This is a genomic window from Rhodococcus sp. NPDC003348, assembly GCF_053589375.1.
The window spans coordinates 120,942-133,371 of record NZ_JBSFRT010000009.1 but is presented as its reverse complement, the minus strand read 5'-3'; the positions used below and the strand labels follow the sequence as shown (position 1 = coordinate 133,371).

At 68.8% G+C, this 12,430-nt stretch carries 14 protein-coding genes and 1 tRNA gene; 9 read left to right on the top strand and 6 right to left on the bottom strand.

Features of this window, described 5'->3' with window-relative positions; all coding sequences use genetic code 11:
* Positions 1–103: 103 nt before the first annotated feature.
* Together ACWDU4_RS08865 and ACWDU4_RS08860 are read left to right on the top strand one after the other, a co-directional pair.
* Positions 104–448 carry a Zn-ribbon domain-containing OB-fold protein gene (locus ACWDU4_RS08865; RefSeq protein ID WP_450113504.1) on the top strand — a complete coding sequence of 115 codons (345 nt, stop codon included), beginning with the start codon at positions 104–106 and terminating at the stop codon, positions 446–448.
* Complete coding sequence (locus tag ACWDU4_RS08860) at positions 448–789, top strand: hypothetical protein (protein WP_450113503.1); 342 nt, start codon at positions 448–450, stop codon at positions 787–789. Before ACWDU4_RS08865 ends, ACWDU4_RS08860 begins: the two co-directional genes overlap by 1 nt.
* Here ACWDU4_RS08860 and ACWDU4_RS08855 read toward each other — a convergent pair.
* Complete coding sequence (locus tag ACWDU4_RS08855) at positions 760–1,632, bottom strand: alpha/beta fold hydrolase (protein ID WP_450113502.1); 873 nt, start codon at positions 1,630–1,632, stop codon at positions 760–762. The two genes, ACWDU4_RS08860 and ACWDU4_RS08855, sit on opposite strands and share 30 nt — an antisense overlap.
* Positions 1,633–1,817: 185 nt before the next feature.
* On the opposite strand from ACWDU4_RS08855, the gene ACWDU4_RS08850 reads away from it, so the two are divergent.
* Positions 1,818–2,021, top strand: coding sequence for a (2Fe-2S)-binding protein (locus ACWDU4_RS08850; RefSeq protein ID WP_450113501.1), 204 nt, complete (start codon positions 1,818–1,820; stop codon positions 2,019–2,021).
* Positions 2,022–2,109: 88 nt separating this feature from the next.
* Positions 2,110–2,595 carry a bacterioferritin gene (bfr, locus tag ACWDU4_RS08845; protein ID WP_450113500.1) on the top strand — a complete coding sequence of 162 codons (486 nt, stop codon included), beginning with the start codon at positions 2,110–2,112 and terminating at the stop codon, positions 2,593–2,595.
* Positions 2,596–2,658: 63 nt separating this feature from the next.
* Here the strand turns inward: bfr and ACWDU4_RS08840 are convergent.
* The 3 genes from ACWDU4_RS08840 to ACWDU4_RS08830 form a co-directional block, all read right to left on the bottom strand.
* Positions 2,659–2,729: transfer RNA gene (locus ACWDU4_RS08840), tRNA-Cys, on the bottom strand.
* Positions 2,730–2,777: 48 nt separating this feature from the next.
* Complete coding sequence (locus ACWDU4_RS08835; protein WP_450113499.1) at positions 2,778–3,842, bottom strand: hypothetical protein; 1,065 nt, start codon at positions 3,840–3,842, stop codon at positions 2,778–2,780.
* A complete protein-coding gene (locus ACWDU4_RS08830) occupies positions 3,839–5,146 on the bottom strand; it encodes an ATP-binding protein (protein ID WP_450113498.1) in 1,308 nt (435 codons plus the stop codon). Before ACWDU4_RS08830 ends, ACWDU4_RS08835 begins: the two co-directional genes overlap by 4 nt.
* 248 nt (positions 5,147–5,394) lie before the next feature.
* Here ACWDU4_RS08830 and ACWDU4_RS08825 point away from each other — a divergent pair, with 248 nt between their 5' ends.
* The 3 genes from ACWDU4_RS08825 to ACWDU4_RS08815 are packed head-to-tail and all read left to right on the top strand — an operon-like array spanning position 5,395 to position 8,810.
* Positions 5,395–6,318 (top strand): VTC domain-containing protein, encoded by a 924-nt coding sequence (locus ACWDU4_RS08825; RefSeq protein ID WP_450113497.1) that lies wholly within the window; start codon positions 5,395–5,397, stop codon positions 6,316–6,318.
* 57 nt (positions 6,319–6,375) lie between these two features.
* On the top strand, positions 6,376–7,053 hold the full coding sequence (locus ACWDU4_RS08820) for a DUF4956 domain-containing protein (RefSeq protein WP_450113496.1): 678 nt from the start codon (positions 6,376–6,378) through the stop codon (positions 7,051–7,053).
* The gene (locus ACWDU4_RS08815; protein WP_450113495.1) at positions 7,053–8,810 is read left to right on the top strand and encodes a CotH kinase family protein; all 1,758 of its coding nucleotides are present in this window, start codon (positions 7,053–7,055) and stop codon (positions 8,808–8,810) included. Before ACWDU4_RS08820 ends, ACWDU4_RS08815 begins: the two co-directional genes overlap by 1 nt.
* 61 nt (positions 8,811–8,871) lie before the next feature.
* Here the strand turns inward: ACWDU4_RS08815 and ACWDU4_RS08810 are convergent, their stop codons facing one another.
* Entirely contained in the window at positions 8,872–10,050 is a 1,179-nt protein-coding gene (locus tag ACWDU4_RS08810) for an MFS transporter (RefSeq protein WP_450113494.1), read from the bottom strand.
* A gap of 124 nt (positions 10,051–10,174) precedes the next feature.
* Here ACWDU4_RS08810 and ACWDU4_RS08805 point away from each other — a divergent pair, with 124 nt between their 5' ends.
* Together ACWDU4_RS08805 and ACWDU4_RS08800 are read left to right on the top strand one after the other, a co-directional pair.
* A complete protein-coding gene (locus ACWDU4_RS08805; protein ID WP_450113493.1) occupies positions 10,175–10,705 on the top strand; it encodes a MarR family winged helix-turn-helix transcriptional regulator in 531 nt (176 codons plus the stop codon).
* Between the two features lie 46 nt (positions 10,706–10,751).
* Entirely contained in the window at positions 10,752–11,624 is an 873-nt protein-coding gene (locus ACWDU4_RS08800) for a hypothetical protein (RefSeq protein ID WP_450113492.1), read from the top strand.
* A 28-nt stretch (positions 11,625–11,652) separates the two neighbouring features.
* Here ACWDU4_RS08800 and ACWDU4_RS08795 read toward each other — a convergent pair whose 3' ends face one another.
* Positions 11,653–12,429, bottom strand: a complete 777-nt coding sequence (locus ACWDU4_RS08795; protein WP_450113491.1) for an enoyl-CoA hydratase — start codon at positions 12,427–12,429, stop codon at positions 11,653–11,655.
* Between the last annotated feature and the right edge of the window lies 1 nt (position 12,430).

Below are 12,430 nucleotides of genomic sequence, written 5' to 3'. Positions count from 1 at the left end.
CGGTCGTCGCGAGACGCGCCCCAGGCGAGAGTGTGACTCACCTCACCACACTCCGACCGCCGAGGCTCCGATGCACGAGAACGAACACGAACACACGTCCCCGATGCCCACCGCAGCGCACACGGGTGCACTGCTCATCACCCGGTGCGCGAACTGCGCCACGCTCTGCTCTCCGATGGCCGCCACCTGCTCCGCCTGCCACGGCAACGACCTCGCCGCCGTGCCGTCGTCCGGAACGGGAACGATCCTGTCGTGGAAGACCTCACCTCGCGCCAACCCGGATCCCGGGCCCGCCGTGACCGCGATCGTCGAACTGGACGACGGCCCGCGGGTCTACACGTGGATCGAGGGCCGGATCCCGGAGCAGCCCACCCGGTCGGTGCGCGTCGAGTTCCGGCCGACCCCGCACGGCGACCGTTTCCCTCTGTTCGCCGTCAGTGCGCTCTGATGCACACCCGACGCCCCGACGCGACCGGGCGCCCGATCGAAGCCGGCGGCCCGTGCAACCGCGAGCGGATTCGAGTGTGGCTGCGCCAGTGCGACTTCCTCGACCGATCCCACGCCCTGAGCCCCCACGCAGTGTGGGTGGTCGGGTTCGCCATCAGATGGGCACCGTTCGGCGGCGCGAGCGCAGCCGAACTGCTCGAGACATTCGGGGTCACCCCCGCTCGGTTCCGGCAGCTGTTGCGCGAGTGCCTCGATCCCCGCGGAACTGCCGACGGCCGCATCCGGGCCATGAAGTACGAACTGAGCGAGTCGCTACTCGGTGCGTGGACCCGCCGCGTCTGAGCGGCGCTCCGGCTCACCCAGATGCTCTGCGAGCAGATCGACGAGCCGCTCCGGCACCTCGTCCGGGATCCAGTGGCTGACGCCCTCGAACACCTCGAACCGGTAGGGACCGTCCACGTACCGCGCCGTCAGCTCCGCGGCCGTGCGGCCGAGCGCGGTGTCGCGGTCGCTCCAGACGTAGAGCGTCGGCACGGTGATCCGCTCGGGCGGCCGCCACGGCGCCGCGAGCAACATCGCGCGGTACCACCCCAAGCCGCCTCGGGCACGCGAGCGCTCCCGCATCGGCGCGAGATCGCGGTCGGCGACCTCCCGGGTCATGCCGCTGCCGAGGAAGAGCCGGCGCACCCGTGTCCCCTCGGCGAACAACCGTTCCGGCAACACCGGGAGTTGGAAGGCAAACATGTACCAGGACAACAGGATCTGGCGACTGGTCACCAGCGAGCGCACGAAGGCGCTCGGGTGCGCCACCGACAGGGCGGTCAGGGTCCGCACCAGGTCGGGCCGGCGTCCGGCGACCCACCACGCCGCGGCGGCACCCCAGTCGTGACCGACCAGGTGCACCGGCCCGAGCCCGGACTGCTCGATCAACGCGATGACGTCCGCGGTCAACTCCGACGGACGGTAGGCCCACCGTGACCGCGGTCGCGCACCGGGCGAGGCACCCCGCAGGTCGGGGGCGAGGGTGCGAAACCCGCGGGCGTGCAGCAGTTCCGCCACCGCCGACCAGGATCGGGAGTCCTGCGGGAACCCGTGCAGCAGCACGACCGGGACGCCGTCGACCGACCCCTCGTCCCGGACGTCGAAGACGAGCCGATCACGACGAAAGGAACCAATTCTTCCCATGCGGCCACCTGCTCCCCGAGTCCGTGGGCCCCGCAAGTGCCCGGCGTCGAGTTCGTACCGATGGATCCACGATCGCACGGAACCTCGACGCCGATCAAGATCAAAAACTTGGGTTAGCCTACCCTTTTCAAAGACGGGCTCTTAGTGTAGCCTCGCCTGAGGAAGCTGGCTGGAGGGTCAACGACATGTACGTCTGCGTTTGCGAGGCCACCACCGAGGACACGGTGCATCAGTGCATCTCCGCGGGGGCTCGGACCGCCAAGCACGTCGCGATGGGTTGCGGCGCCGGGCGCGGACGCGGCTGCGGCATGTGCCGCGACCGGATCAAGTCGATGATCGAACAGCACTACGCCGTCGTCGAATGCGAGGAAGAGCCGATCAGCGCCTGACGAATCGCCGAAAAGTACACCGTGTGAATTCACCCGGTGAGGGTTAGTCTGAGCTCACGGTTCAGCCCACCCCCATCGGAGGTTGTTCATGCGCGGCGACGATGAGGTCATTGCTCTTCTGAACGAGCAGTTGACCAGCGAACTCACAGCGATCAACCAGTACTTTCTCCACTCGAAGATGCAGGCCAACTGGGGCCTGACGAAGATCGCGGAGAAGACCCGCCAGGAGTCCTTCGAGGAGATGCAGCACGCGGAGCTGCTCACCGACCGCATCCTCATGCTCGAGGCGCTGCCGAACTACCAGCGGATCCTGCCGCTGCGCATCGGCCAGACCATCCGGGAGCAGTTCACGTCGGACCTGGCCGTCGAGGTCGAGGTGGTCGAGCGCCTTCGGCCCGGCATCACGATGTGCCGCAGCAAGGGCGACCACACCACCGCCGGCATCTTCGAGAAGATCCTCGCCGAGGAAGAAGACCACGTCGACTACCTCGAAACGCAGCTCGAACTGATCGACAAGCTCGGCGAGCAGCTCTACCTCGCGCAGCTCGTCGACCAGCCCCCGAGCGTCGGCTGAGATCGGCGGAGCCCGAGAACGATGCGAGCCCGGCAGGTGATTCACCTGCCGGGCTCGTCGTCGAGCGGATGACGGGATTCGAACCCGTGTAAACGGCTTTGCAGGCCGGTGCCTAGCCACTCAGCCACACCCGCATCGAAGTTCACGATGCCGTCCCCGCGCCACTGCGGACAGGGTTGCACTCAGCGTGATTCGAACTCGGTGCGGGCCGCGCCGAGGAGGCACCCGTCGGTCCCGAACTGCTGCCGGGTGACGTCGTCACCGTCGCTGTGCAGGATGGTGAGCAGCGAGCCACGGCCGGGCGGCAGCACCCGGATGGTGAGGACCCCGCCGACCGCGGCGTCGAGCGCGGCGACGACCGCGCCGTGGATACGGTCGCGGACCCCGTAGGACACGGTCGTCATGCCGCCGTCGTCGAGCAGGACGACGTCCACGCCACGGCCGCGCGCGGACCGCGCGGCCGTGACGATCGCCGGGTCACCGAGCGCGGGCGCACGGATCGCGTCACGCAGATGTGCCTCGAGGAGGCTGCAGGCCAGCCGATCGCCGTCGCTGATCGTCGTCGCGACGCTCAACTCCTCGAGCAGTGGACGCGCGAGAGTGTCCAGCCGCCTCAGCTGGTGGTCGCGTTCCTCGAGGACCGCGGTGTCCGCCGCCTGGGCAGCAACCCGGATCGTCGTCTGGTCCCGCAGGTCGAAGATGTCGCGCGCGGCGGGGCGAATGGTCCACCCGATGAACGTCGCCATCAGCAGCGGCGCAAGGTTGACGGCGGACATTCCCAGCCCGTATCCGGCGCCCTGCCCGGTGCGGGCCGCCCACACCACACAACACACCAGACACGAGACCGTGCCGATCCAGGCCGCCGGCGTCCGACCGCGCAGGCACATGTAGGCGCAGATCGCCGTCGATGCGGGAAGCGGCCACACCTGGAGCGCCTTGTCGATCGGCACCGGCACCACCGAGAGCACGAGGGCGGTCGCCACCGGGCCCACCGAGGCCAGGACCACCGTGATACCCCACGGCAGCGGGTCGCCCGGCGTCCGGACGAAAGCGACGGCACCCGCGCTGACGAGCAGCCACGCGACCAGTTCCGCCCACAGCGCGTCACGGCCGGGGCTGGTCGACAGCGCGAGCAGAAGGAAGGTCAGCACGTACGCCGCGACGAGCACCGTCGCAGCGGTACTGCGCAGACCGAGCAGCGCCCGCACGTCCCGATCGACACCGTCGCTGCTGTACCCGCTCGTCATTCGGCCTCCCAGGACAGATACACCCGAGTCCCCGCGCCGGGCCGGGACTCGATTCGCGCAGCGCCACCGGGCGTCTGCCGCATGCGCGCCAGGATGCTGACGGTGACACCGAGTCGATGCGGGGCGACAGCAGTGCGATCGAATCCGGCCCCGTCATCGGCGACGAGCGCCTTCACTCCGTGCGCGGTCACCGTCACCGCCACCGATCGGGTGGAGTCGGCCGCGTGCAGGCGACTGTTGCGCAGCGCCTCGCCCAGCGCGGCACCCATCGCCCGCACCGCATCCGCGGGCACGGCGTCGAGCTCCCGGACCGTGACATCGGCGAATCCCGCGGCGCCATCGTCCGGGGCCGCCGCGAACCTCGCGAGAGCCTCCCCGGCAACGACGGTCGTCCCGGCGCGACCCCGGGCCACCGTGAACACCGCGCCGTCGTCGGCGTCCGCGGCGGCCGCGCGCAGCCGGGAGACGGCCTCGTCGACGGTGAACGGACGGTCCGCCTCGAATTCGCTTCGCAGGGAATCCAGATCCTGCAACGTTGCCGTGGCGAGCCTGTTCACCACGGCCGGCCGTTGTCCCCGAGCCGCGGACAGCAGCGTCGCGATGACGCTGTCGTGAATGAGCGCGTCGAATCGCTCCCGCTCGACGGCGCGTGCGCGCTGGGCCGCGGCCGCCGCGGCGGCCGCATGTGTCTCGTCGGTGGTGGCGTCCAGCACCCGGCCGGTGCGCAGTGCCATCGCCGCGCCACCCACGAACAGCGTGCAGAACATGATCGCGAAGGTGATCTCGGGCAGCAGCATTTCCGCGGGAGCACCCGCCCGGGCGACCTGGTTGATCAGTTGCACGCACACGCATCCGATCACGAGGTGGGCGAAGGCAACCGCGGTCGGACAGGCCACGATGGCGGCGAGACTCGCCAGTCCGGGAAAGAAGGCCAGCCAGACACCGTCGCTCGCCGGGATCTGTGGCCCCTGCCAGGCCAGTGGCCAACTGAACGCCGCCAGCAGGAAGAGCCCCGCCGCTACCCCGGCCGCGTTCCGCATGGACCGGGTGTCGCGGCGGAACGACAGCAGCCCCGGTAACAGCCCGGACCCGAACACCGTGACCACTGCAACCGGCGTCCACCAGGACGCCATCCTTGGCTGTAGCGCGAGGACCGAAGGAATCAGGACGATCAGGTAGGCGACATAGCCCACGCTGATGAAACGCGCGAACATGCGCAGGATCCGATCCGTGTTCTGCCGGCCGACCCGGGTCCGGCGGACGTGCGCCGCCGGGTTTCGCAACGTGCGCGCTTGTCCCACCACCGCCGCTCCTCCCCCGAGGCCTCGACACCACCGCGCAGCCACCGAAAGGACATTCGACCACACGGGGCAGGCCGATCGCCGGGTGAATGTCGGGTGAAGTGTCACCCCACACGACCCCGAAGATCCTTTGCACCTCCATTACTTTTCCATTGCCAGGAAATTGTCAGTTGGCGGACAAGCTGTTCGCAGGTCCACCGCTTGTACTTGTTCTGTTCACCGACCGAACAGGGCAAGGAGCCGGCAGCACGATGACGTTTCTCGACCGCTTCCGCCGTCCACCCACCGCGCGACCATCGGCGCCACCGGCCGAGGACGCACCGGCCACTTCCACCCCCGGGGGCTTCGCACAGACGGCCAGTGCGCTGCACGCGTTCAACCGGTACGAGATCAAGTACCTCGTCGACGAGTTGAAGGTGCCCGAACTACGACGGGAACTGGCCGCCCGGATGGACACCGACCCGCACTCGCCGCACGGCGGGTACCCGGTCACCTCGCTCTACTACGACACCCCCGACCTGCGGTTCTACTGGGAGAAGATCGAGGGCCTGAAGTTCCGCCGCAAGCTGCGGCTGCGCCTGTACGGACAGCCGGCCGAGTGCACCGACGACACCCCGGTGCAGATCGAGATCAAACAGCGCGTCAACCGCGTCACCCAGAAGCGGCGCACCGCCATGCCCTACGGGGTGGCTCAGCGGTGGCTCAACGGCCGCGAGGAGATCGAGTGCGATCCCTCGCAGCGCCCGTTCGTGAACGAGGTGACCACCCTGATCGGGAACCTGGATCTGCGACCGATGGTCACCACCGGCTATCTGCGGGAGGCGTTCGTCGGCCGGGAGGCCGATCTCGGGTTGCGGGTGACGATCGACCACAAGGTGCACGGCCGGGACCGGGACTTTCACTTCGCGTCCGGTGCCGAGAACCGGTTCATCATCCCGCCGAAGCTCGCGATCGTGGAGCTCAAGGCGAACGAGCGGGTGCCGTACTGGGCCACGGATCTCACTGCCCGGCTGAACATGTCGGTGATCCGGGTGTCGAAGTACTGCCAGTCCGTGGAGGCGTTCGGGATGGCGCCGCGGTCCCGGCACGGTGCGCCCGAACTGGTTCTTCCCGAGGGCTTCGACGACCGGGTGCCCACCGACGTGCTGGACCCCGGGACCCGCGCCGCGAGCTGACGCAGGTCACCCGCCGCCTCTTTCCCCGTATTTCACGACAACCGAAACAGGACAACCATGAATTTCAACCTCCAGGACCTGAGCGGAACGTTCAGCACCTTCGACATCATCGTGTCGCTGGCGCTGTCGTTCGTGCTGTCCGCGATCATCGGCTGGGTCTACCGCTACACCCACAAGAACGTCTCCTACAGCCAGTCCTACGTGCAGACCCTGGTGATGGTCGGCATGATCATCTCGCTGATCATGCTCGTCGTCGGCTCCAACATCGCCCGCGCGTTCGCGCTCGTCGGTGCCCTGTCCGTCGTCCGATTCCGCAACGCCATCAAGGAAACTCGTGACGTCGGGTTCATCTTCCTGGTGATGGCGATCGGAATGACCACCGGCACCCGGTTCTACCTGCTGGCGATCGCCGCGACCGTCGCGGTCTGCCTGGTCCTGCTGATCATGAACAAGTTCAACTGGTTCAAGCTCGACGTGCAGCGTCAGGTCGTCAAGGTGCAGGTGCCGCCGGAGCAGGAGTACGCCGCCCTCGTCGAGGACGTCCTCATCCAGTACTGCACGGAGTTCGAACTCGTCTCCACCGAAGCGGTCCGCTCCGGGGCGCTCAACGAGATGTACTACACCGCCCAGTTGAAGAAGAACCGCAAGCCGGCCGAACTGATCTCCGCGCTGACCGCGGTCAACGCCGGACAACGCGTCACCGTCCTGACCGGATACGACCAGACGGACATCTGATGCCCGCGACGAACACCGCCGGGGCGCCGGCTCCGAAACTCAAGCTCCGGCACCGGATTCCGACATCGCTGCGTCAGCACTGGAAGTTGCTGGTGGTGTTCGTCGCCTTCGTGGCGATCATGGCGACCGTGTTCGGCAACGCCCGCATCCGCCCGTACATCACCGGTGACGCCACGGTGATCGCGTCGGAGATCACCGACAACATCACCGGCACAGTGGATCTGTTCGACGACTCGGTCTCGCACGAGGTGTCGCTGGAGATCACCGACGCCGAGTACCAGGACATGATCAGCACCTTCCAGTCCACCGGTGACAAGAAGTGGATCACCGCGGACATCACCATCGACGGCACCTTCGTCAATGACGTCTCGGTCCGGTTGAAGGGCAACTCCACGCTGGGAGGCGTGCGGGGCACCGAAGGCCGCCCCGGCGGAGGCGGATCCCAGCCGCCGGAGGGCATGGAACTCCCCGAGGGATTCGAACCGCCGGAAGGCATGCAGATGCCCGACGGCACGGACATGCCACAGGGGTTGACACCACCAGCGGACGGGCAGACCGGCGAGGACGGACAGACCGGCGAGGCCGCCGGTGGTCGCGCCGGCGGTATGGGCGGCATGATGTCGTCCGCCTCTGCCGACGACCCCACCTCACTCCCCCTGCTGATCAGCTTCGACGAGAACGAGGACGGTCGCGCCTACCAGGGCATGACCGAGATCTCGGTGCGGCCGGGCAGCCCCGTCCTGAACGAGGCGATGGCGCTGTCGCTCACTGCCGAAACCGACCAGCCGACACAGCGATTCGCATACACGGTGTACTCGATCAACGACAGCGCCACCACCACGCGGCTGCTGCTCGAGCACCCCGACGACGGGTACGCCAACAGCCTGTTCGACACGGACGGCTACCTGTACAAGGCGGATGCCAACTCGACCTTCGCGTACGCGGGCGACGACCAGTCTTCGTACTCGGACCAGTTCAAGCAGATCAACGCGGTCGACAGCGGCAACCTCCAGCCGCTCATCAGCTTCCTGAAGTGGCTGGACTCCGCGTCCGACGAGGAGTTCGACGCGCACCTGGCCGACTGGGTCGACGTCGACTCGTTCGCACGCTACCTGGCCACCCAGAACCTGCTCGTCAACGGCGATGACATGGCCGGACCCGGCCAGAACTACTACCTCTGGTACGACCTCGACACAGGTCTGATCTCGGTGGTCTCCTGGGACCTGAACCTGGCGATGACCGGAAGCGCCACGGCCGGTCCCCAGGACAGCGTGTCGATGATGGGCGGCGGTGGCCGACCGGGCGCAGCCGCGGGAGCAACCACCACCGAGGCGGGCGCCACCGCGACGCCCGGCGGACAGATGCCGGCCGGGGCAGGTCAGCTACCGGGGCGCGGCCAGGCGACCACGGCCACCGGCGAGCCAGGAACGGACACGGCCCAGACGCCCGGCGGCGGCGCGATGCCCGGCCGGGGGGCGGACGGCAACGCCGAGCGCGGCGGGCCGCGCGGCGGCAACAGCCTCAAGACCCGATTCCTCGCATCGGACGCGTTCACCGGGCTCTACGAGAGCGCGTACTGGGAGCTGTTCGACCGGATGTACGGGAGCGGACGCGCACAGGAGCTGCTCGACGGTCTCGCCGAGACGGTGCCGACCAGCGATGGTCTGACGGCCGAGTCGCTGCAGTCGAGCGTCGACACCATGCGCACGTGGATCGACCAGCGCACCGCCGCGCTCACGGATCTGCGCTCCGCGTGACCCCGCGCCGCTGACCGAATGTGCCATTTGGTCAGTCAGACCGAACCGACGGCACATTCGGTCAGCGGCGCAGGGCGAGTACCGCGCTGAAGCCGGCGGCGCACAGCGCGAACGCGACCGAGCAGGCGGCGAAGGTCGTGCCGCCCAGTGCGGTGAAGCCGAGCACGGTGGTGCCTGCGCCGGTGCCCACGTAGAGCACCGAGTTGTTCCACGACACCGCGGCGGCGCGCCGGTCGGCCATCACGGTGGTCAGGTACACCTGCGCGGTGGCGAAGAAGGCGGTCCCGGCGAAGAAGGACAGCACGAATCCGGCCAGGCACAACTGCCAGGTGCCGGCGGTGGTCGCGACACCGAGGCCGACGGCCATCAGCAGTCCCCACGCGACGCTGAGCTCGCTCACGTGCCGACCCGCCGAGGTCCAGCGGTCGATCAGCGGGCCGGCGAGCAGCGACCCGACCAGCGAGCCGATGCCCGCCACCATGCCGACCAGCCCGAGGACGCCGGTACCGAACCCGAATCTCGACGCGAAGAGGGCACCCGCGTACGCGTAGGTGCCCAGCCTGGCGGCCTGGACGAAGAAGTTGCCGGCCATGATCGTGCGGAACACCCCGACCCGCCACAGGCCGAAGGACGACCGCAGCGCCGAGAACGGCCGCACCGGGTGGTTCGCCGGGCGCACCGACTCGCGCAACCGCACGGCGATCAGCGTCCCGGCGACAACCAGGCCCAGCGCCACCGCGGCGAACGCGAACCGCCAACTCAGACTCGCTGCGGCGAACGTCGCCAGTGGGACTCCGACGATCTGCCCTCCGGCGTACGCGGCCGAGCCACCGGCGATCGCGCGGCCGCGTTCGCGGGGCGCCGCGGTCTCCGCGAGATACGCCCACATCGCGGGACCGACGAGGGCGCCGCCGAGGCCGCCGATCGCGCGGGCGGCGAGCAGCCAGCCCAGGCTGGGCGACAACGCGCACAGTGCCTCGCCCGTCGCGAACACCGCCACTCCGGCGAGGATGACCCGCTTCCGCGGGAGGTGTTCGGTCAATGCCCCGACCAGCGGGCTCGCCACGGCGTAGGACAGGCCGAACACCGTCACGGTCCACGCCGTCGCCGCGATCGCGGTACCGAAGTCCGCGGAGATCGTCGGCAGCAACGGGGACGCGAGGAACAGTTCGGCACCCATCAGGAAGAACACGGCCCGAATCAGCGCATGCTGCGCCCAGGGTGTTCGAGCTTCGACCACGACTTCATCACCTCAGCTGCAGAAGCTACCGGCCGGACGCCGCGCGGTCGTGCACGGATTCCACGTAGGGGGACACGCAATCCGGGCACGAGCGGCGAGGGCGCCTCGTGGGATGATGGCAACCATGCCGTCACAACCGTTGCCGCTCGACCCGATCGAGGAGGCGCACCGCCAGTGGGAAGCCCACGGGTGGGGCGACGTCGCCGACGGGATGGCCGCGGTGACCTCGGTGATGCGCGCTCAGCAGATCATGATCGCGAGGGTCGAGGAGGCCCTCAAACCGACCGGGCTGACGTTCTCGCGGTACGAACTGCTGACCCTGCTCACCTTCACCCGCACCGGCGCGCTGCCGATGGCGAAGGCCAGTGCGCGCCTGCAGGTTCACCCCACCTCGGTCACCAACGCCGTCGACCGTCTGGAGAAGGCCGGTCTGGTGCGGCGGGTGCCCCATCCGAGCGACCGTCGCGCGACGCTCATCGAAATCACCCAGGACGGACGCGATCTGGTGCTCGACGCGACGCAGCGCCTCAACAGCAAGGTGTTCGCGAATCCGGGATTGTCCGCGGACAAACTCGACGCCCTGGTGCGCATTCTGGCGGAACTGCGCCGGGAGGCCGGCGACTTCGACACCGGGGGCACACCCACCAAGTGGTGACCCTATCTGCGTGATGACCTGAACTGCGGCGAGGAGTACGGGATTGGTGCTGGTTCTCGGGGTGTCGGCGGGAGCGAACGGTGCGCGCGCGGTGCTGACACTGTCGGATCGACCCCACCATGACCCGATCGCCCGCTGCGACATCCGCCGCCGCGCGGACGCGACGGTAGGCGAACCGGTGATCTCGGCGATCCACACCCTGCGCGCGACCGCGGTGGAACGTGGAGAACTGGTGTCCGCGACCGCCGTGACCCTACGGACCGGCCTCGAACCCGAAGTGGCCCAGGCCCTGAGCGCCGCCGCCACGCGTCAGCACGTGCAGATCCTGGCGGAGACGGCGGCGCAGGTGCGGTACCTGCGGTTCACCGGGGCGCTGCGCAAGCACCGCACGGCGGTGCTCTACGACGTGGGCAGTTCCGGGCTGTCGGTATGCATCGCCGACGGTACGTCCGGGGAGGTGCTGGAATCCCGCCGCAGCGACCTGGTGTGCGGCGATCGTGTCGACGGCCTGCTGCAGGAGCATCTGGCATCGGCCGGGGTGTGGCAGGACCTCGCCCGGTGCCGCGACGTCAAGGAACGCCTCACGCACGAGAGGGTGGTCGCCGTCACGGACGCACACACCGGTGCCACCGCCGTGGTGACGACCGGCGATCTGGGCCCCCTGATTCGAGACGATGTCGAAGCGTCGGTGTCGTTGCTGCACAGGATGATCCGCGAATCGGGGACGAGCCCGACGACGGTGGTGCCGCTCGGCGGCGGGGCCCACCTGCCGGGGTTGCCCGAGCAGCTCGGCGCCATGCTCGGGCTGCCGGTGACGACCGCGCCGGACCCGACGTCGGTGGCGGGGCGGGGAGCGGTTCTCCTCGCCGCGGCCACCGCGGGCCCGGCGCGGTGGGGGTCGTCACTGACCGGCTGGTGAGCCGGGACGTCGGTCCCGGCCCACGGTGTCAGCCGTTCACGAACTTGGGGGCGCGCTTCTCCACGAACGCGGCCATGCCTTCCTTCTGGTCGGCCGTCGCGAACGTCGAATGGAAGACGCGCCGTTCGAACTTCACGCCCTCGGCGAGGGTGGTCTCGAACGACCGGTTGACGGCCTCCTTGGCCATGATCGCGATCGGCAGGGACATCGACGCGATCGTGGTCGCGGCCTCGAGCGCGACGTCGAGGAGGTCCGCAGCCGGGACGACACGGGCGACGAGTCCGGCCCGTTCGGCCTCCTCGGCGTCCATGTTGCGGCCGGTCAGGCACAGGTCCATCGCCTTGGCCTTGCCGACGGCGCGGGTCAGGCGCTGTGAGCCGCCGATGCCGGGGATGACACCGAGCTTGATCTCCGGCTGACCGAACTTGGCGGTGTCGGAGGCGATAATGAAATCGCACAGCATCGCCAGCTCGCAGCCGCCACCGAGCGCATACCCGGAGACCGCGGCAACGATCGGGGTGCGAACGGAGGAGAGCCGGTCCCACTGGGAGAACAGGTCCTCCGCGTACACCTGCGCGAAGGTCTTCGGCTGCATCTCCTTGATGTCGGCGCCCGCCGCGAACGCCTTCTCCGAGCCGGTGAGCAGGATCGCCCCGATCTCGTCGTCCGCATCGAATGCCTCGACTGCGGCAACCACCTCGCGCATCAACTGGCTGTTGAGAGCGTTGAGGGCCTTCGGCCGGTTCAGGGTGACGATTCCCACGCGGCCCTTGCGGTCGGTCAGGATGGTCTCGTACTCGCTCACT

Coding starts and splice junctions, on each gene's coding strand:
- ACWDU4_RS08825 (WP_450113497.1), top strand. CDS start 5,395: ATGACGTTTCTCGACCGCTTCCGCCGTCCACCCACCGCGCGACCATCG.
- ACWDU4_RS08815 (WP_450113495.1), top strand. CDS start 7,053: ATGCCCGCGACGAACACCGCCGGGGCGCCGGCTCCGAAACTCAAGCTC.
- ACWDU4_RS08860 (WP_450113503.1), top strand. CDS start 448: ATGCACACCCGACGCCCCGACGCGACCGGGCGCCCGATCGAAGCCGGC.
- ACWDU4_RS08855 (WP_450113502.1), bottom strand. CDS start 1,632: ATGGGAAGAATTGGTTCCTTTCGTCGTGATCGGCTCGTCTTCGACGTC.
- ACWDU4_RS08850 (WP_450113501.1), top strand. CDS start 1,818: ATGTACGTCTGCGTTTGCGAGGCCACCACCGAGGACACGGTGCATCAG.
- ACWDU4_RS08865 (WP_450113504.1), top strand. CDS start 104: ATGCCCACCGCAGCGCACACGGGTGCACTGCTCATCACCCGGTGCGCG.
- ACWDU4_RS08820 (WP_450113496.1), top strand. CDS start 6,376: ATGAATTTCAACCTCCAGGACCTGAGCGGAACGTTCAGCACCTTCGAC.
- ACWDU4_RS08805 (WP_450113493.1), top strand. CDS start 10,175: ATGCCGTCACAACCGTTGCCGCTCGACCCGATCGAGGAGGCGCACCGC.
- bfr (WP_450113500.1), top strand. CDS start 2,110: ATGCGCGGCGACGATGAGGTCATTGCTCTTCTGAACGAGCAGTTGACC.
- ACWDU4_RS08835 (WP_450113499.1), bottom strand. CDS start 3,842: ATGACGAGCGGGTACAGCAGCGACGGTGTCGATCGGGACGTGCGGGCG.